Origin of the sequence: Acinetobacter sp. EKM10A, assembly GCF_011075215.1 — a bacterium.
Lineage (GTDB): Bacteria > Pseudomonadota > Gammaproteobacteria > Pseudomonadales > Moraxellaceae > Acinetobacter > Acinetobacter baumannii.
Window position 1 is genome coordinate 343,814 of sequence record NZ_JAALLK010000003.1, and the last position, 19,977, is coordinate 363,790.

The 19,977-nt window shown below is 38.8% G+C and carries 18 protein-coding genes; 7 read left to right on the plus strand and 11 right to left on the minus strand.

Features of this window, described 5'->3' with window-relative positions:
• Window positions 1-213 precede the first annotated feature (213 nt).
• On the plus strand, window positions 214-987 hold the full coding sequence (locus tag G9371_RS06300) for an IclR family transcriptional regulator (RefSeq protein ID WP_001018361.1): 774 nt from the start codon (window positions 214-216) through the stop codon (window positions 985-987).
• 194 nt (window positions 988-1,181) lie between these two features.
• Here G9371_RS06300 and G9371_RS06305 read toward each other — a convergent pair whose 3' ends face one another.
• The 7 genes from G9371_RS06305 to lpxO form a co-directional block, all read right to left on the minus strand.
• Entirely contained in the window at window positions 1,182-1,793 is a 612-nt protein-coding gene (locus G9371_RS06305) for an alpha-ketoglutarate-dependent dioxygenase AlkB family protein (protein ID WP_000171254.1), read from the minus strand.
• Window positions 1,790-2,644: a methylated-DNA--[protein]-cysteine S-methyltransferase gene (locus G9371_RS06310; protein ID WP_005133294.1), complete on the minus strand. Its 855-nt coding sequence runs from the start codon at window positions 2,642-2,644 to the stop codon at window positions 1,790-1,792. The genes G9371_RS06305 and G9371_RS06310 overlap by 4 nt, the downstream gene beginning before the upstream one ends.
• 123 nt (window positions 2,645-2,767) lie before the next feature.
• Complete coding sequence (pgsA, locus tag G9371_RS06315) at window positions 2,768-3,355, minus strand: CDP-diacylglycerol--glycerol-3-phosphate 3-phosphatidyltransferase (RefSeq protein ID WP_000206941.1); 588 nt, start codon at window positions 3,353-3,355, stop codon at window positions 2,768-2,770.
• A 118-nt stretch (window positions 3,356-3,473) separates the two neighbouring features.
• Window positions 3,474-4,268 carry a thioesterase family protein gene (locus G9371_RS06320; protein WP_029423719.1) on the minus strand — a complete coding sequence of 265 codons (795 nt, stop codon included), beginning with the start codon at window positions 4,266-4,268 and terminating at the stop codon, window positions 3,474-3,476.
• Window positions 4,269-4,388: 120 nt separating this feature from the next.
• Window positions 4,389-6,188: an excinuclease ABC subunit UvrC gene (uvrC, locus tag G9371_RS06325; RefSeq protein WP_012300759.1), complete on the minus strand. Its 1,800-nt coding sequence runs from the start codon at window positions 6,186-6,188 to the stop codon at window positions 4,389-4,391.
• A gap of 133 nt (window positions 6,189-6,321) precedes the next feature.
• The gene (locus G9371_RS06330; protein WP_029423720.1) at window positions 6,322-6,852 is read right to left on the minus strand and encodes a peptidoglycan hydrolase; all 531 of its coding nucleotides are present in this window, start codon (window positions 6,850-6,852) and stop codon (window positions 6,322-6,324) included.
• A gap of 172 nt (window positions 6,853-7,024) precedes the next feature.
• Window positions 7,025-7,939 (minus strand): lipid A hydroxylase LpxO, encoded by a 915-nt coding sequence (gene lpxO / locus G9371_RS06335; RefSeq protein WP_000598899.1) that lies wholly within the window; start codon window positions 7,937-7,939, stop codon window positions 7,025-7,027.
• A gap of 571 nt (window positions 7,940-8,510) precedes the next feature.
• On the opposite strand from lpxO, the gene fadB reads away from it, so the two are divergent.
• Window positions 8,511-10,664, plus strand: coding sequence for a fatty acid oxidation complex subunit alpha FadB (gene fadB, locus G9371_RS06340; RefSeq protein WP_000580938.1), 2,154 nt, complete (start codon window positions 8,511-8,513; stop codon window positions 10,662-10,664).
• A 12-nt stretch (window positions 10,665-10,676) separates the two neighbouring features.
• Window positions 10,677-11,849, plus strand: a complete 1,173-nt coding sequence (gene fadA / locus G9371_RS06345; RefSeq protein ID WP_000212712.1) for an acetyl-CoA C-acyltransferase FadA — start codon at window positions 10,677-10,679, stop codon at window positions 11,847-11,849.
• Window positions 11,850-11,893: 44 nt separating this feature from the next.
• Here the strand turns inward: fadA and G9371_RS06350 are convergent, their stop codons facing one another.
• Both G9371_RS06350 and G9371_RS06355 read right to left on the minus strand, forming a co-directional pair.
• Window positions 11,894-12,385, minus strand: a complete 492-nt coding sequence (locus tag G9371_RS06350) for a hypothetical protein (RefSeq protein WP_001010132.1) — start codon at window positions 12,383-12,385, stop codon at window positions 11,894-11,896.
• Window positions 12,386-12,622: 237 nt separating this feature from the next.
• Window positions 12,623-13,270: an RBBP9/YdeN family alpha/beta hydrolase gene (locus G9371_RS06355; protein WP_077932445.1), complete on the minus strand. Its 648-nt coding sequence runs from the start codon at window positions 13,268-13,270 to the stop codon at window positions 12,623-12,625.
• A gap of 71 nt (window positions 13,271-13,341) precedes the next feature.
• On the opposite strand from G9371_RS06355, the gene G9371_RS06360 reads away from it, so the two are divergent.
• Window positions 13,342-13,707, plus strand: a complete 366-nt coding sequence (locus G9371_RS06360; RefSeq protein WP_001046658.1) for a MerR family transcriptional regulator — start codon at window positions 13,342-13,344, stop codon at window positions 13,705-13,707.
• Window positions 13,708-13,728: 21 nt separating this feature from the next.
• Here the strand turns inward: G9371_RS06360 and G9371_RS06365 are convergent, their stop codons facing one another.
• On the minus strand, window positions 13,729-14,487 hold the full coding sequence (locus G9371_RS06365) for a hypothetical protein (RefSeq protein ID WP_029423722.1): 759 nt from the start codon (window positions 14,485-14,487) through the stop codon (window positions 13,729-13,731).
• Between the two features lie 177 nt (window positions 14,488-14,664).
• Here G9371_RS06365 and G9371_RS06370 point away from each other — a divergent pair, with 177 nt between their 5' ends.
• The 3 genes from G9371_RS06370 to G9371_RS06380 all read left to right on the plus strand — a co-directional run bounded on the left by G9371_RS06370 (window position 14,665) and on the right by G9371_RS06380 (window position 17,891).
• The gene (locus tag G9371_RS06370) at window positions 14,665-15,369 is read left to right on the plus strand and encodes a DsbA family oxidoreductase (RefSeq protein WP_029423723.1); all 705 of its coding nucleotides are present in this window, start codon (window positions 14,665-14,667) and stop codon (window positions 15,367-15,369) included.
• Between the two features lie 358 nt (window positions 15,370-15,727).
• Complete coding sequence (locus G9371_RS06375) at window positions 15,728-16,867, plus strand: hypothetical protein (RefSeq protein WP_000846679.1); 1,140 nt, start codon at window positions 15,728-15,730, stop codon at window positions 16,865-16,867.
• 121 nt (window positions 16,868-16,988) lie between these two features.
• Complete coding sequence (locus tag G9371_RS06380; RefSeq protein WP_029423724.1) at window positions 16,989-17,891, plus strand: hypothetical protein; 903 nt, start codon at window positions 16,989-16,991, stop codon at window positions 17,889-17,891.
• A gap of 83 nt (window positions 17,892-17,974) precedes the next feature.
• Here the strand turns inward: G9371_RS06380 and htpG are convergent, their stop codons facing one another.
• Window positions 17,975-19,894: a molecular chaperone HtpG gene (htpG, locus tag G9371_RS06385; protein WP_001294944.1), complete on the minus strand. Its 1,920-nt coding sequence runs from the start codon at window positions 19,892-19,894 to the stop codon at window positions 17,975-17,977.
• Between the last annotated feature and the right edge of the window lie 83 nt (window positions 19,895-19,977).

A 19,977-nucleotide genomic window follows, 5' to 3' on the forward strand; every position in this document is an offset into this window, starting at 1 on the left:
ATTAAAGTGATTTAGTCAACTAAAATATCTTTATTTGATAATTTGATATGTTTTTAGTTAATCATATATGATGTGTGAATCAAGAGAACTTTTCTGATTCTGAGCGTAAAATATTTAAATCAGGCAGTTATCTTGGAATTGAGACAAAGCTTCAATTTTTCTGTTATAAGAACTCAAGTGTGACCCGTTTATTAAGGATACGAATAAGACATCATGGCAATTTCAAGTTTTGGCAAAATTTTAACCGTACTGGATTTATTTTCCGTTTCACGACCAGTGATTAATGTCGATATTATTTGCGAAGAACTTGGCTTGTCTAAACCGACCAGCTACCGTTATCTGAAAGAACTCGTATCAGCCGACTTATTAAAACGTATTAATGGTACTTCTGGCGATTACACTTTAGGCTCAAAAATAGCAGTTCTTGACTATGTATCTAGAACAACCGATCCATTGGTCCAAATCAGCACGCCATTTATGCGAAATATTGTAGAGCGTACTGAACTTTGCTGTTTACTCACCTATTTAAATGATGACTACTGCATTGATATTCATCATGAGATTTTTAAAGATACTGAATTACTTTCATATGGTCGAGGCTGCCCACGCCCAATTTATGTTGGGGCCTCACCAAAAACGATGGTTTCACATTTAAGCAAACAACGCATGCATGACTACTATGAACGTTTTCAACATGAGCTGTCTGAATCAGGTTTTGCTGTAGACGAACCTAGCTTTATTCAACGTATGCGTAAAATAAAAAAACAAGGCTTCTATTTCTCGCAAGGCGAGATTGACCCCAATGTTTCAGGGCTTGCTGTACCCGTTCGTTTTTCGAGTAAAGAAGTTCCTTTGGCTTTAACGTTAGTCGCATCAAAGAACCGCTTTGATTTTTTAAATATTGAAAAGTTGATTGAAATTTTGCAAGAAAACGCGGCATTGATTGAGCAGCGCTTTATGGAACTTTCAGAGAAGGGCGAGATCTAAAATAATATTTTTGATAATTTAAAGTTTTCTTACACTTTGAAGCATTGAAAATATCCAAATATTCTCATATTATGATTTTAGCACCTATTGATGATTCTTTTCATCAGCAGCTCATCAATAGTAGGCTCTCCCTCAGAGGAATAAGCTCATGTTGCCATCATGGGCTTTTTTCTTGCCCAATTTTTAGAAAAAACTTATGAAAATTTGAACTGACGAAAAGTCAGATTAATGCGTGGTTGTAAAATCTTGGTTGAACGATTTAAACGGTGTTGCCAATATTGTTGAGTCTCACCACGCATCACAATAAGTTGACCCGGTTGTAACCACATCTCAACTTTTTCTTTAGTTTGAATATGCCTAAAAGAGAACTTTCGCGTTGCTCCAAAACTTAAAGAGGCAATTGTAGTGGTTCTGGCTAAAGACACATCCGAATCACTATGCCAAGCCATTCCTTGAGTTCCGTCTTCATAAAGATTTGCCAAGCAAGAATTAAATTTTTCTGAAAGGATCTTCTCTACTTGCTGTTTTAGCTGAGCAAGTGCTTTGTCCCACGGTAAAGAATCACGAAAGACACCAGAATATTTATATCGATAATGCTCATCTCCATACCAAGCAACTTTACGAGGTGTTATAAAGTGCTTGCCATATAGCTTCGCTTCATCATGTCGCCACGCCAAATGGTGGTACAAATAATGAAAATATTGTTCAGCTTCTTCGGCAGTTAAAATACATCCATAATCCTGAACCTCACCATCATAAGGCAATAAGTTTGAACAAGGTTCCGGAGAAAATAAATCTAATGTCATGCAATCTCCCCTTGCTGCTTAGCCATCTCCCAAGCTAACAATGCCAGTTTACGCCCTTTTTGCCAATGGTACTCACCGACCATTCCTGTTGCGCGAATGACCCGATGACATGGAATTAAATACGCAATCGGATTTTGGCCAATTGCTGTAGCCACTGCTCTGACTGCTTTAGGTTTTCCAATTTGCTCAGCAATATCTTGATAGGTTCGTAACTGCCCTTCGGGAATAGTAAGCAGTGCCTCCCATACTTGTAGCTGAAATGGTGTTCCTGCAAGATTAAGCGGTAATTTCTGCTGTAAATGTTCTGAGAAGTCTTGTCTAAACCACTGTGCAATCTGTTGATGCCAAATCGGAGAGTGATTTTTTAACTGAGCTTTCGGAAAATACTGTTTAACGATTTCTTGTATGTTCTTACTGTGATCAACAAAGCGAACAGAACAAATCCCTTTATCACTACTTACTACCAATAAGTCACCAAATGGACTCGTTTCAACTGAATAATTCAGTTCAACGCCATCACCTTGCTGCTTGTATTCACCAGGGGTCATCCCTTCAAGCTGAATAAATAAATCATGTAAACGACCCGTACCCGACAGTCCAGTATTTAAAGCAGTATCTAATAAGCTACGTTGCTGCATTAAATAATATTTTGCTTGCTGCAAGCTCATATATTGCACAAACTTCTTAGGGCTAATGCCTACCCATTCTTGGAACTGCCGCTGGATATAACTCGGACTTAAATTCATATATGTAGCGACATCTTCTAAGCTTGGTTGCTGGTCTAGATGTTCATATAAATATTCAATAATTGTGGCAATCGCAGCAAATTGCCGAGAAGAAAGCATTTGCATCTGTCACCTCCTTAGGTACTCAATCTTACTTTAAAGTAGCCAAGACACCATGACGACCCGATTCTTGCACTTTCCAATAAAAAAGCCTTTCGCAAGGAAAGGCTTTTGAACATCTTTTTAATTTTATGGCTGCTTTAGGTATGGCCATGCAGCTTTTAAATAAATAAACATTGACCATAAAGTCAAAATAACGGCGGTATATAACAAAGCATAGGCCAATACTTCTAAAGGCTGCCAATTCAACAGGAACACGCTAATCGCAATCATTTGAAATGCAGTTTTATATTTACCGACTGTTGATACGGCTACACTGGTCCGCGCGCCAAGCTCTGCCATCCACTCACGTAAAGCAGACACAGTAATTTCCCGTGAAATAATAACAATTGCAGCGAAAGCCATTGCAATTGTCGGTTTCCACTGCACTAAAACAATAAGTGCAGCTGCAACCATAAGTTTATCTGCAACCGGGTCTAGGAAACGGCCAAATGCTGAAGTCTGGTTTAAAGTTCGTGCTAAATAGCCATCAAACCAGTCGGTTACGGCAGCCAGCACGAAAATAGCCGTCAAGATAATATGACGTGTCATACTTCCTACATGCTCACCAATACCTATTGCAGGCGGCCAATATGCAATCACCAAAAATACAGGAATAAGCGCAATACGCGCCAAAGTTAGGATATTTGGGATATTCAGGATTCGCCCTGTGGTCATAAACACCGCCAATTTAGTCTTCACGCATCTTTTAACAGACAAAGACACATACTTCAATATTGTATCTATCTGTAACAGCCACTTTATACGAAATATGTGAATCGAGAAAGTAGATTACTTAGGTAAATACCGTAACAGTTTGCCGCAAGATTGCAATTAAATGATCATTTTGATCCCAAAGATATGCATATTCTGTGGAGTACCCCTCAGCTGCATATTCAGTAGTTACTTTATATTTAAACCAGTCACACAACTGGTGCCGAACTAGATGAACATAAGTAATATGCCATGATAAAGAACTTGCAGGTGCAACTTGCTTAAACATAGGCAAAACACCCGGTGGCCAAATATCCATAAGAACAATCAAATCAGATAATGTCATTTGACGATTCGCATGCTGCTCTGGTGAGAACCTTGACCAGCCACCAAAGTCGGGTTGTTTACTTCCCGTTACTGGATAATTCCCCTCAGCCCAACAGACTTCAAAATGCTGAAAGCATTCAGGCATATGTTTCGCAAAAGGAATGACAGATAAATTTTCAGGTGGTACATAAGCAGGGACGACTGGCTCTTGCTTTACCTCAATACTCGATGCACGAGAAGCCCCAAAACTTGCAACCAAAATCGTTTGTACCGCATCATCTTGCCATAAACGCGCTTCAAGCGTAGTGACTGACTTTCCTTCTCTTAAAACTTCAATAGTCAATCGGGCAGCGCCTTGTTGTACAGGGCCTACAAAAGTAACACTACAACTTAATAATCTTTTATTTGAATCTTGAATATAGGAGCATGCCTTTTGCATTAATAACCCAGCAACAAGGCCACCAAAAACGGTGCGGCCCTGTAACCATCCTGCAGGTATATCAATCCATTCATTTTGTTTTACATCTTCCCATAGGTGCAATAATGACATTCATATCCCTAAATCATGCGCATGATTAAGAAATATCTTTCATTATTTTGACCAATATGTGAATGATCATTCAGCTATTAATTTACGAGCGCTTTTGTCACTCATCTTCTCAAGACATGACTACTCATGCAAAATTTTATAAATCGTTCTTGCCATCACTTCACCTAAGCCCGGCACGACTGTCAGTTCTTTTTCAGATGCTTTTAAAACACCTTGAATCCCACCAAAATGTGTTAATAAATCTCGACGGCGTTTAGGTCCTAAGCCCGGAATTGCTTCTAAAACTGAGGTGCTACGGCGTTTATCACGTTTAGCGCGGTGTTTAGTAATGGCAAAACGGTGAGCTTCATCACGTACCTGTTGAATCAAATGTAGCGCCTTACTATCTTCAGGTAACTGAATTTTTGTGCCATCGGTAAAATGAAGCGTTTCAAGCCCTGGTTTACGGCCTTCACCTTTTGATACACCTACCATAAAAGCTTCTAACCCAAGCTCTTGCATTACTTCCATGGCCATATGGAGCTGGCCTTTACCACCATCAATTAAAAGCAGATCTGGCAACATTGCCTTTTTATAGCGACGCGTTAAAGCTTGGCGCATTGCTGCATAATCGTCACCCGCAGTAATATCTTGAATGGCAAATTGGCGATAGTCCCGTTTACGTGCTCCACCTTGGTCAAACACTACGCATGATGCAATCGGTGCCTCACCCATGGTATGGCTAATATCAAAACATTCAATACGATCGATCGGACGGCCAACTACCTGCTCAAGCTGGTGGAAACGCTCATTGAGTTCTAAGTGGTTACTCAACTGCCCTTTAATTGCATGTTGAACATTCATTTCGGCAAGTTCTAACCATTCAGCACGTGTTTCTCGTACACTGCTCTTAATCTGGACTTTCTTTCCAAACTGCTGTGCTAAGGCTTCTTCCAGCTCTTTACGGTCAGGTAAGGCAGTATTCACAATCAGTTCGCTTGGTACTTCATCGGCAACCTGAAAGTAAAAGTTTGCCATGAAGTCACTTAGCATTTGACCAAGGTCATCGCCTAACATATCAGGGAAATAGCTTTTACCTCCCAACATACGTCCGTTACGTACATGCATAATCTGCACACATGTCACGCCAGCCTGATAGGCAATTGCCAAAATATCAGCTTCACCTTTCACTTTGAAAACAGCTTGCTGTGCTTGTACTTCGCGAAGTAAAGACAACCGATCTCGATAAAAAACCGCTTTTTCAAATTCAAGATCTGCCGCTGCCTGCTCCATTTTCGCAATCAGTTCCTGGTTTAACTCTTTGGTATCACCTTGTAAGAAACGAATACTGTTATTCACATCTTCTTTGTAATCTTCTGGTGAGACCAAGCCTACACACGGAGCCGAACAACGTTTGATTTGATATTGCAAACATGGACGTTTGCGCTGTGAAAAGTAACTATTTTCACACTGACGGACATTAAAAAGCTTTTGTAAAACCAGTAAGGTATCTCGGGCACTATAAGCACTTGGATAAGGCCCAAAGAATTTACCAATTTGGTGCTTACCTTTGCCACGTCCACTGGCAATTCGTGGATACGGTTTATCTGCCGATACAAAGATATAGACGTATGACTTGTCGTCTCGCAGCATAATGTTATAAGGCGGACGATGTTGTTTAATTAAGTTTTGTTCTAAAAGCAGCGCTTCGGTTTCTGAACGCGTAACTAGCGTTTCAATATCATAAATTCGAGCGACTAAAGCTTGAGTTTTCGGATGCTCAATGGTTTTAACAAAATAACTCGACACCCGATTTTTTAGATTTTTAGCTTTACCAACATATAACAACTCCCCCTCTTTCCCTAGCATCTTATAAACGCCTGGAAGTTGGGTCAGATTAGCTAAAATTTTTTCAATATGGGGACGAGCGTTTTGATTCACTATTGGCATACATGGCTTAATATTGAATACCTAATGTGATGTTTTCACCTTTACTTTTCAAGTGCTTTACTGTGCCAGAACCTAAATTTGAAAAGGGATAGGAAACTAGCCCGACAAAGTGTGTCGTACTTCCTTAAGAGTCGAGGCGATAGTAACTATATTTCACATCTTTTTCTTTATAGACCGCATAGGTTTTTTGACGAAAATCTGAGAACCAGCCATTACCCGTATAGCCCGCAATATGCCCGTAAGTATGACCACTGGTACGTTCGATAATATAAATATCCCCTTCTTGAGGACGATTAAATGCTGGCTTGATTTTCTTATAACCATTCTTTTCTAAGGTGTGCCCCCAGTCAGATGCAGCTACAGGATGCTTTGATACATCTGCACCCGCAGCTTGTAAGGCAATGCGAATATTCTTGGCACATTTTTCTTTACTGTGCTTTGCAGACATACTTTCAAGCTTACTTGAGAACTTATGTAGATCAATATCTTGGTCTTCAGTTTTATGATTTTTAGTTCTAGATCGTTTAGATTTTTCAGTCGTCGAAGCTGCTTGTCTTAACATCACTTTTGTTTTTAAATCGCCTTGAGAACGGTCTTCTTTTCTCTCTTCGATATGATGAACATGTGCATGAGCTGCGTGATGAGCATGAGCCATTGTAAAACCTACTTCCGCTAACCAAGTCTTCGAAAAAACCGCGCCATTGTAGAATCAAAATTATCTGTTGGCTTTTAATAGTTGTAACAAATTGCCAGCACTGTGAAATGAGTCACAAAATTAATTTGTCGTTTTTAATACCTATAAAAAAACGCCCTTTCGGGCGCTTTCATTAAAACACGTATGGTCGAACAAAAATCAGGAAGAAAATTCCAAGCATGAGGAACCACTTCAAGAAGTAATACAATTTACGGTTTTTAGCTTTTAAAGCTTTAGCTTTAATACGAATTTGGTAAACATAACCAAAGGCTTTATTTAAGCCCCCTGTTTGGTCACCAGTTTCATTCGGTGAACTTGCCGCAGTCATCACATTACGACCAAACCAATGGTTGAAACGTTCCATCCATTTTACTTTCATTGGACGTTCAACATCGGCAAAGAAGATGATACGGTTTTGATCAGTCTTATTTTCAGCATAGTGAATATAAGTTTCATCAAACACGACACTTTGACCATCACGCCAAGAGTATCTTTCACCATCTACATCAATGAAACAACGGTCATCATTCGGAGTAATCAAGCCCAAATGATAACGGAGTGACCCCGCATATGGATCACGGTGTCTGACCAAACGGCTGTCAGGAGCAAGCTCTGTAAACATTGCCGCTTTAATGGTTGGTAATGTTTTGAGTAAAGCCGTTGTTTTTGGGCAAAGCTCAGCAGCAGAAGGATGGCTTGATTCATACCACTTGAGGTAAAAACGTTTCCACCCTGTTTTAAAGAACGAGTTAAAACCTAAGTCGTTATAGGTACTTGATGCTTTAATCCCACCTTGGTCATATAAAGCTTTCGCTTCATCTCGAATCATTTCCCAATTTTCATCTAACACTTTTAAATCTTTAAAGTGTTGAGTGTCGATATAGGGTTGATTCGGTACCTTTGAAAAGATGTACATTAAAAAGTTAATCGGTGCGAGCAAGGTTGAATGGTCAAAAAATTGACGATAAAACGAGTGACGCACTTTGCCGCGATGTTGGATATACAATGCAGATATCACAAAAATCGCTAATATGATCCACTTAATCATATTGCTACTCTTTCAAAGTTTAGGGCAACCTTACCTTAATTTTCTAAGGTAATAGCAACCGGAAGTTTATTTAATTGGCGCAAATTTTAACAAAATTGACTTATAAAAAGCGAATGTAAAAAATTAAACAGTGCATTTCGGAAAATTAAGAGGCCTTAATATAAAAAAAGCGCTTAATTTGTGGTGGTGATCATTCATTAGAAAATTGTGACTTTGTAGTCGATTTTTTACACATTACACCAGAACAATTGACCTTTTTGACAAGAAGTGAATAGAATAAAATTCTCATTTTTTATATAAAAAATTAAAGATTTATACTTTTTATAAATAAAAACTTAAATTAAAACAAAAGCCTTTACTCAGCAGCTATCTCTATGATTTTCTTTATGCATTTAATTGGTATGAATTCAATTAAAAATAAGATGACCCTTGCGTCACGGCTTGATACAACTTGTCGGGTTCTTTTTAGATATAGTTATCGTAAGATTAGCGAAGCATAAATGTGTACCGGAGCTGTACACACGCTTCATAACATCAACTTAGAAATCCTCCAAAACTAAGGAGATCAGGCATGATCCACGCTGGCAATGCCATTACCGTCCAAATGCTTGCGGACGGAATTGCAGAATTCCGCTTTGACTTACAAGGTGAGTCGGTCAATAAATTCAACCGTGCAACAATTGAAGATTTCAAAGCTGCTATCGCGGCTGTAAAAGCTAATAACGATATTAAAGGCTTAGTTGTTACCTCGGGCAAATCTACATTCATTGTTGGTGCAGATATTACCGAATTTGGTCAAAACTTTGCACAAGGCGAAAAAGCGATTGTTGACTGGCTTATGCCTGTTCACGAAATCTTCAATAGCTTTGAAGATTTAGACCTTCCAAAAGTTGCTGCTATTAACGGCATGGCTTTGGGTGGTGGTTTTGAAATGTGTTTAGTTTGTGACTATCGCGTGATGTCAGAAGCTGCACAAGTCGGTTTACCAGAAATCAAACTCGGTATTTACCCTGGTTTCGGTGGTAGTGTTCGTTTAAGCCGTCTCATTGGTATTGATAATGCAGTTGAATGGATGGCAATGGCTACTCCAAAGAAACCGGCTGCTGCACTTAAAGATGGCGCTGTAGATGCTGTGGTTGCTGCGGACAAATTACTTGACGCTGCTACTGATCTGGTTAAGCAAGCGATTTCTGGTCGTTTAAACTGGAAAGCAAAACGCCAAGAAAAACTTGAAGCTGTAAAATTGAACCCACTTGAACAAATGATGGCGTTCAATACAGCAAAAGGTGCGGTACTTGCTAAAGCAAATCCTGCTCAATACCCTGCTCCAAAATTATTACTTGATTCATTACAAGCTGGTGCAAGCCTTGCACGTGATGAAGCGTTAAAAGCTGAGGCTGAAGGCTTTGCCAAAGCAGCCGTAACTCCTCAAGCTGAAGCATTAATTGGTTTATTCATTAATGACCAAGTTGTTAAAAAAGCATCTAAGCAACATGAAAAGGGTGCTCATCCTGTAAACCAAGCTGCTGTACTTGGCGCGGGTATCATGGGTGGTGGTATTGCTTACCAAGCGGCAAGCAAAGGCACTCCAATCATCATGAAAGATATTGGTAACCCACAACTTGCATTAGGTATGAAAGAAGCAAACAACTTGTTAACCAAGCAAGTTGAACGCAAGAAAATGAAACCTGCGCAAATGGGTGAAACACTTGCTCGCATCCGTCCTACTTTAAGCTACGAAGAGTTTAAAGAAGTTGACATCGTGATCGAAGCAGTAACTGAAAATCCAAAAGTAAAAGAAATCGTACTTGCTGAAACTGAGAAAAATGTTCGTGAAAACACGATCATTGCTTCTAACACCTCTACTATTTCAATTACACGTTTAGCAAAAGCATTACAACGTCCTGAAAACTTCGTTGGTATGCACTTCTTCAACCCAGTTCACATGATGCCACTTGTTGAAGTTATTCGTGGTGAGAAAACTTCTGAAGAAGCAATTGCAACTACGGTCGTTCTTGCTCAAAAAATGGGTAAAACACCAATCGTTGTAAATGACTGCCCAGGATTCTTGGTTAACCGTGTATTGTTCCCTTACTTCGGTGCATTTGACCTTCTTGTAAAAGACGGCGCAGATTTCCAACAAATCGACAATGTAATGTCTAAGTTCGGTTGGCCAATGGGTCCTGCTTATCTGATCGATGTTGTAGGTATCGATACAGGTGTACATGGTGCTGAAGTGATGGCTGAAGGTTTCCCTGACCGCATGAAGCCAGACTACAAAGGCGCGATCGAAGCAATGTACGAAGCGAAGCGTCTTGGTCAAAAGAATGATGTAGGTTTCTACAAATACGAACTCGACAAGAAAGGCAAGAAAGCAAAAACTGTTGATCCAACAGCGTATGAAGTAATTGCTCCATTCGTAACTGGCGAAAAACGCGAATTTGATAACCAAGAAATTATTGACCGTATGATGCTTGCTCTTTGCAATGAAACTGTTCGTTGCTTAGAAGACAACATTGTAGCGACTGCATCTGAGGCAGACATGGCAATGATTATGGGTATTGGTTTCCCTCCATTCCGTGGTGGTCCATGCCGTTACATCGACCAAACAGGTGTTGCTGAATATGTTGCACTTTGCGACAAATATGCGCACTTAGGTAAGGCTTATGAAGCGCCACAAATGTTGCGCGACATGGCTGCTAACAACAAAAAATTCTACGGTTAAGGAGCGACGTGAATGGCTACTTTAAATCCACGTGACGTTGTGATTGTTGATGGCGTTCGTTCTGCCATGGGCAAATCTAAAAACGGTATGTTCCGTAATGTACGTGCCGACAGTTTATCTGCTGAACTTGTGCGTGCGCTCGTTGCCCGTAACCAGTTTGATGTAAATGAAGTTGAAGACCTGATTTGGGGCTGTGTAAACCAGACCCTAGAACAAGGTATGAACATTGGCCGTAACATCGGTTTATTGGCTGGCTTGCCTAAAACTGTGGCTGGTCAAACAGTTAACCGTCTTTGTGGTTCTTCTATGCAAGCGATCCACACTGCGGCTGCACAAATTGCAACAAACCAAGGTGATATCTTCATTATTGGTGGTGTAGAGCACATGGGTCACGTAGGCATGATGCACGGCATCGACCTTAACCCTGAAGCATCTAAACACTACGCTAAAGCATCTAACATGATGGGCTTAACTGCTGAAATGTTAGGTCGCATGAACGGCATTACCCGTGAAGAACAAGATGCGTTCGGTGTTGAATCTCACCGTCGTGCTTGGGCTGCAACTCAAGAAGGCCGTTTCAAAAATGAAATCATTGGTGTTGAAGGCCACGATGCAAATGGCTTTAAAATCCTTTGCGACATCGATGAAGTGATTCGTCCAGATGCAAACCTTGAAGCGTTCAAAGCATTAAAACCTGTATTTGACCCTAAAGGTGGTTCAGTAACAGCAGCAACATCTTCTGCTCTTTCTGATGGCGCTTCTGCAATGTTGCTTATGTCTGCTGAACGTGCACAAGCATTAGGTTTAAAACCACGTGCCGTGATCCGCTCTATGGCGGTTGCTGGTTGTGATGCAGCAATCATGGGTTATGGTCCAGTTCCAGCAACTCAAAAAGCGCTTAAACGTGCTGGCTTATCAATTGCTGATATCCAGACTGTTGAGTTAAATGAAGCATTTGCTGCACAAGGCTTGTCTGTTCTTAAAGGCTTAGGTCTATATGACAAACAAGACATCGTGAACTTAAATGGTGGTGCAATCGCTCTTGGTCACCCACTAGGCTGTTCAGGTGCTCGTATCACCACTACGTTGTTAAATGTAATGGAACAACAAGATACTCAAATCGGTCTTGCAACGATGTGTATCGGCCTTGGTCAAGGTATCGCAACAGTGATCGAACGTGTTTAATTAACACCAAGATAAAAAAATCCCCGCTATGTGCGGGGACTTTTTTATCGACCTTTTAAACCATCTTGAATTTGCTGCTGTAATTTCAAAATATCATCTAAATTTACTTTCATCGTACCTTCACGATAAGCATCGACATTACTTCGGTTAATTTGCAGAGGCTTTAACATTTCAAAAAGACCATTGGTTGGGTCAGAAGATTGGATTCCACCCGCTACAGCTAGAATATATTCTCTTAAAAATGGAGAAAGCTGAGACAAGTCTGGCTGTGCCATGACTGGTTGATAGTCTACTGTCGTCATACCTTCAGGGACTAAAGCATTCTGTATATCGTTATGAGTTTTATACTCACGATGTTGTAGAGCCTGACGCACTTTTTTATCTTCTTGAAATGGGACAAAGCCTACTTCTTCACGTAGCTCAGATTCGGCCATAACGCGAATTGTAGGTAAAGTAGCCACTTCTTCTGCTTGAACAGTTGGTAAACCCATAAAAGCAAATACAGCAATGAAGGCTGATTGTTTTAGAAAGTTCATAACTTGCTCCCAAAATCAGTCACCCTACGCGAACTCAAAATGATGACTAAATAAAATGTTCTATAAATAGGCTACAATAAAGTCATTTTTGATTCAGTAATGCTCAGATAAACGGTAAATATAATTAAAATTTTTAATGTAATAGTCAGGGATTTTTATCCATAGAAAACTGAATATATAGAATCACCCTATAAATTAAATATAACCATTTATAGGGTGGGGTTTATCTTATAAGTTTTATTCACTCTCTAACATTTCTTTTAAAGAATCGACTAATTGCGGAAATTCCGTATAACCTTCCCGACCTAAAAAGTGCCCACCATTAGGAACGGTAATATAAGGCGCATCAATATCCTTAGCCAATTGAATCGTTAGTTGTGGTGGAACCAAATCATCATTATCAGACAAATAAACCAGCTTTTTCTCTATGTCACGGAAATAATTAGTATCGACTTTACTCTTTGTTATATAAGGGCTAAGAGGTGAAGAATCTGAAATTGGACCAGAGAATCCAGATACTAAAATCATTCCTCCAATATTTTGATAATTATGTCTTTGTAAAAAGTGTAGTAAGGTAATTACCCCTAAACTGTGGGCAACAAAAAAAGTATTTTCATTAACTGCAGGAATCTGCTCATCTAATACTTTCTGCCAAGCATCGACGTCCGGATGCTCAGAATCTGGAAATGGTATTAAAGTAACAGTTGTATTTTCATCTTCTATTTGATGTTTTAGGTCCAAAAACCAATGATCGTTAATAGAAGCTGAGTAACCGTGAAGCACAAATATTTGACGCATGTTCTTCTCCTGTAATTCAAGGGTTTTGGCATTTGTAACAAATGACATTAATCCGAATATCACCAATAAAATGAGTTTTCTAATCATGGAACAAGTACCATTTTGAAATATAAAAACATGCTAAACTATGACACCACTGTTAAGGTCAACCCCATTTTATGAACTTAGCTAAAGTTTCCGAGCTCACAAAAGTAAGCCCACGTATGCTGCGGTATTATGAAAATTTAGGGCTTATACAGCCTCATCGAGCGAGTAATAATTATCGAAGTTATACGCAAAAAGATATTGAAAATATTAAGAAAATTAAAATATTAAATGACGCAGGTATGAACCTGAAAGACATTCATGTTTTATTGCCATGTTTTGATTTAGATGAACGGGTATTTACGCTGTGTTCAGTGGTTCAAGAAAAACTACAAACAGAACTTAAGCATGTGTCCGATCAGTTAAACAAACTGCAAACTTCTCAAAGTTTATTACAATCTTTCTTGGCGAAAGGAAAAGCTGAGAGCACCAATATTTAAAAAGTGATGCTCCTCCTGTCGCTATTCTTTTAACTCCCCTTCCAAGGCAGCTACATTCTTTTTCTTAATTTTTTCAATTTTTGCATTAAGTTTTAAAACATCTTGATACAGTGCATTAAACTTTTTGACCTGAGCATTTTCATGGAAAAGTATCATCTGATCTTTCTTTTGCCATGGATAAGTTTTTAAAAGCTTAAACATTTCTTCTGCTTTATCTAAAATTTGTAGCTCAATCATAAAAATTGCATGGTCCTGCTCGGCTTTTTGCTGAGCTCCTAATTTTATTTCGAGGATTTGTCTCATCTCTTTATCAACAGACAGTTCCTGAATTTTTGCCAAGAAGGTTTTATGAATTTTTTCATATTCGGATTGATACTTATCTGAAGCTCTGCGAACATCGGCTAGCATTTTTTCGGTTTCAGCATATTTTTGTTTTTTATCATGATCTAAACGGTCAACATTTAAAAACGTATCCCATTTCGCAGCTTTTAATTCTCTTAAATATTCATTACGTGCGTTCACATTTTGGACCCAATAACTCAAAAGAAACTCTGAGACTTGTTTGTAGTGTCCTGCCAGCCGTTTATCGTGAATATCAAGTTGTACAGGTTTAGTCCAGTCTTGGGCCTGATCATAAAGCTGATTCATTTTTTCAGTCATTACCACATCAAACATTTGACTGCTATCTTTGGCTTGCTGCTGTTTTATATGTTGATAGGTAAAAAAAACAATACTCGTAATAACAACCAGACTTGCAATTGCAATCAAAATTCGGCGCATACACACCTCCTATTTCCATTCTTATAGTTTTGCTCTTTATAGTTATAAAATAGAGCTTATAGTTCTTTATATGCCATTTATTTCACAATACGCAACACTCTATTCTCCATTCAATGCTTTAAATCCGTGTACATCATCCCTATTATGATGGGTAAATTATATTTATGAGATTCTCCCATGCGTGTTGATGTCTGGTCTGATGTAGTATGCCCTTTCTGCTATATCGGCAAAAAACGCCTTGAACATGTCGCTGCCGAGGCAGGTATCGAGCTTGATATTCACTGGCATAGTTTCGAACTAGATCCTGATGCTCCCGCAAAACATGACACTTCAAATACTGAGCGTTTGGCTAAAAAATATGGCCGTACCTATGAAGAGATGGAAGAAATGGAACGCAACATTGCGGCCATGGCTGCTTCTGAAGGTATTGACTTCCAATGGCAAAAAGCCAACTCAGGCAATAGCTTTAATGCACACCGTATTATCCACCTTGCACAAAGTAAAGGTTTAGGAAACAAAGCAAAAGAAGCCTTTTTCCATGCTTATATGACTGAAGGTTTAGCTATTGGCGAACGCGAAGTTGTAGAAGAAATTGCTTCTCGTATTGGCCTTGATAATGCCGAAGTTGAATATGTACTCGATACAAATGAGTTGGCTGACTTTGTTCGTCATGATGAAAAAATCGCACATGAGCAACTCAATGTAACTGGCGTACCTTTCTTTGTATTTGACCAAAGAATCGCACTTGCAGGAGCACAACCTCGTGAAGTGTTTTTACAAGTACTAGAACAAGCACAGCTCAAGGCAAATGCTGAAAATATCGAGCAAGATGACGCAGCGGTTTGCAATGATGAAACATGCGATATTCCACAAAATAAATAGGTTTAACGATAAAGTGTGAACGAGTCGTATGTTTTATCACCATTTTAGCAATAGAGCGTTCTAAAAAAAGAACTATTCAATTGTTTAAAATCGGTTTATGATTGCGGCTTAGAATATTCGCGCTGTAATGTTCTGTTTTTTATGTGTTTAATGATCGGAATTTGAAGTTTCCTTGATCAAAAACTCCCCCTAGTTTGGGGGATTTTTTTTGCTTAAAAATTATCGCTAATAGCTTAAACTTTTTAATTAATTTTAAATATGTAAGAAAAGTTAAATTTACTTAAGTTTTGTGTCGTCCTCTTGATTTTATTAGAAAAATCTACAAAAGTGACAATAACAACAAAACATAAAGATAGATATGAAAACATTTCACATCATTACATATCGGCAGCTTTTTGCCCTTTTGACCTTAGGATTTGGTTCAGTATGTATGGCTCATGCAGAAGTAAATTCTTCCTCAACCCAACAAGTAAACGGTTTGTCATCTGGAGCACAAACTGAAGAAAATAAAGATGAAAATCTTTTAGACCAAATTCCAAGATGGATTGATGCAACCCCAACGATTTTCCCGGAGCAGTCCAACGAACCAATTGTTCCACCAACCGAGCAAACCGAAGATCAGACTTGGTTTGACCGTAAACAAAAGAAAATCCGTAATTGGGCCGATCGTACATCTGGAAAAATTGATAACTGGTTTGGTGAAGTTGACCCACAAAAACCCGCGTCAGCCACCATTCGGGTCATGATCGATAACTATTGGAATGAATATGATAATTATGAAATCAAGCCCAGAATTCGCGGTAAGATTAAATTACCTACTCTAGAGAAGCGTTTAAGTGTGGTATTTGGTGATGACTCTTTAGATGACGAATTTAATAATAGCCCAGCCAATATCAATCAAAACCCAAATCAAGATCCAAATAAAAAGTTAGATGGTAAACGAACTCGAGATGACAACAGCTCAATCGCATTACGTTGGTCAAATTTCTCGAAAAAGCTACCTTTTGAAACAGACGCTGACTTAGGTATCCGTTCTGGCGATGATATTTATGTCCGTTTAAAAGCATCGAGAGACTGGCAACTCCGTAATGATTTTAAATTTTATGCAGAACAAATTTATCGTTATGGCATAGATAGTGAAAACTACTTACGTACTAATCTTGAACTCACTCATGCTCGTCCAAATCAGCCAATCTTATCAAACCAGTTCAGCTTAACTTATGCCGATGATCAAGATGACGATTTAACATGGGAAAACCGTCTTTTCCGAGAACATAGCTTCTTTGCAAATAACCGTTTTAACTATGGCATTTATACAGGTGGCTACTACAATGACAACGATTTACGTTTAAACAGTTGGGGACCATTTGTATCATGGCGTCAGCCTGTTTTACGTGAATGGTTCTTTGTACAAGGCGACCTCAATTACTTTAATGACCATCGTGAAGATCGCAACCATTATGTGAGCACATTCTTACGATTAGAAGCCCTTTTCTAAGCTTAAAGATCACCTTGGGTTCCCCATCCAAGGTGATGAATAATAAAATACTTTTAAATAAAAATTTAAGTTTTTCTTCTTACAATAACGAGCTAATTTTTGATTCCTGATCTTCAGAAAAATGAATCAATTCTCTTCTTTTTCATTTGAATACAGATCTACTGCCTTACTTTGCATTTATAGCTTAGGTATGCTGGTTTTAATTCCTCATATACAGCTTTTTCCTACTTCTTTGAAACACTCACGCTCTACAAGGCGAACCCTGTATTCGTCTGTGGTTACTCTCAAAACAAAAAGTCAGTCTGTATCTTTTTTACATTCACCATGCGAAGTAGAACCAAGTCATAGTTCAGATACTGCACTTATTCAGGACCTGATGGCTGTATTTGGAAATGATACGTTGTGGAGTCGCGCAGCCCAACGCAAACATCCTTATAAAACCTTTGGCAAGATCAAGAAGAAAGCTTCAACTCTTCATGTTTCAGAAAATAATCCGCTCACAGCAAGTTGGAATACCATTTCAACCTGGATGCCGTTTGAAAATGATCTTGATCTAGGCTCAAACTCGGAAAGTGATGTTTATGTACAATTTCTTGCCAAGAAAAAATGGAATTTACGACATAACATGAGTCTAGATACTGAGCAAATTTTCCGATATGGTTCGACTAGCCGGAATTACACTGAAACGACGCTGAACCTAACGCAGAAAATGCAAGATAACACATTATTTTCCAATACATTTAATGTGAATAAGAGTGGAAAAGAAGATTACAACTGGGGAAATTGGACTTTCCAACAATTTGAATTTGTAAAAGATAATCGTCTGACTTACGGTATTTATAGCGGTGGTGTATATGCCAATAATGATATCCGCCTAAATAGTTGGGGACCTTATATTTCATGGCGTCAACCGATATGGAGAGATTGGATTTTTATGCAAAATGATCTTAATTTCTTTAACCATCTTGATGATGACCCCAAGCATCAGCTCAGTGTCCAAATGAATCTGGAAGCTAATTTTTAGACAAAAACCATCAAATTGTGGATAACTCTTTCTTTATCCACAAAAAAGCCCCTGATAATTCAGAGGCTTTTTCTATTGCAAAATTATTTTAGCAATAAGCTATTAATACGCTTCACATAAGCTGCCGGATCTTCCGGTAATCCACCTTCTGCAATCACTGCCTGATCAAAAATCACATTCGCCAAATCATCAAATTGTTCTGAACCTTCAAGCTTTTTCACTAAAGGATGCTCAGGATTAATTTCTAAAATTGGCTTGATTTCAGGTACGGCTTGCCCTGCTTGTTTGAGCATGCGAATAAGTTGAGGAGACAACTCGCCTTCACTAGTCACTAAACATGCCGGAGAATCTACCAAACGAGTCGTTACACGGACTTCTTTGGTTTTAGCCTTCAATGAATCACTTAATTTCTCGACAACAGGCTTAAACTGTTCAGCCGCTTGCTCAAGTGCCTTTTTCTCTTCAGCATCTTGCAAGTCACCTAAATCAACTGCACCTTTAGATACATTCTTCAATGGTGTACTGTCAAACTCGTGAACAAAGTTCATTGCCCACTCGTCAACACGCTCTGCCATTAATAATACTTCAATGCCTTTTTTCTTAAACAACTCCAACTGTGGAGAGTTCTTAGCAGCAGCTAAACTTTCAGCAGTCACATAATAGATAGCTTTTTGGCCTTCTTTCATGCGTGCCTTATAGTCCGCAAAAGAAGTTGTTACTTCATCATTTGTTGAAGTTGCATAACGTAATAATTTTAAAATACGTTCGCGGTTACCGAAGTCCTCACCCAAACCTTCTTTAAGAACTGAGCCAAACTCAGTGTAGAACGTTTTGAATTTTTCTTGGTCTTTTTCATCTTCAGATTTAGCTAAGCCATCAAGCAAAGTGAGTACACGGCGTGCGTTACCTTCACGGATTGTCTTAACATCACGGCTTTCTTGCAACAACTCACGGCTGACATTAAGCGGTAAATCAGCGCTGTCCACGACACCTTGTACAAAGCGTAAATAGTTTGGAATTAAATTGTCCGCATCATCCATAATAAATACGCGTTTTACATACAGCTTAATTCCTGCTTTTGCTTCACGTGTAAAAATGTCATGAGGTGCTTTACTTGGAATATAAAGTAACTGGGTATATTCCGTACTACCTTCTACACGGTTATGTGCCCATGCAAGCGGAGCTTCAAAATCGTGAGTTAAGTTTTTATAGAACTCAACATATTGCTCTTCAGTCACTTCACTCTTGTTACGTGTCCATAGTGCACTTGCCGAGTTAATTGCTTCCCACTCATCTGTTTTGACCATTTGGCCGCCTTTAGGCTCCTCACCTTCAGCAACCTCTTCTTCTTGCCAAACTTCTTTTTGCATTTCAATTGGCAAGCTAATGTGGTCAGAATATTTATTAACGATTTGCTTAACTTTATAAGACTCTAAATAATCAAGCGCATCATCACGTAAGTGAAGAATAATGTCAGTACCGCGTGAAGCTTTATCAATTTGCTGAACTTCAAACTCACCTGTGCCACCACTAATCCAACGCACCCCTTCAGAAGCATCTAGACCTGCGCGGCGTGATTCAACCGTAATTTTATCGGCAACAATAAAACCTGAGTAGAAACCAACACCAAACTGACCAATTAACTGAGCATCCGCTTTCTGGTCACCCGTCAATTTTGACATGAAATCTTTAGTACCTGATTTTGCAATTGTACCCAAGTTATCAATGGCTTCTTGTTGGCTTAAACCAATACCGTTATCAGAAATCGTTAAAGTTTTATCTTCTTTATTTAAGCTGATTCGTACATGTAAATTAGGGTCATTTTCATAATATTCAGGATGATTAATTCCTTCGAAACGCAATTTATCACATGCATCTGATGCATTAGAGATAAGTTCACGTAAGAAAATTTCAGGGTTTGAATAGAGAGAATGCGTCACTAAATGTAAAAGCTGTGCTACTTCCGCTTGGAAACTATAATTTTGTGATGCTTGTTCACTCATAAATCACTCCTTAAATTTTGAAGTCTGTTTGTTTTCGAATGCTTTATGAATGGAGTACTTCTAGAATTTTTCAATCCTGAATA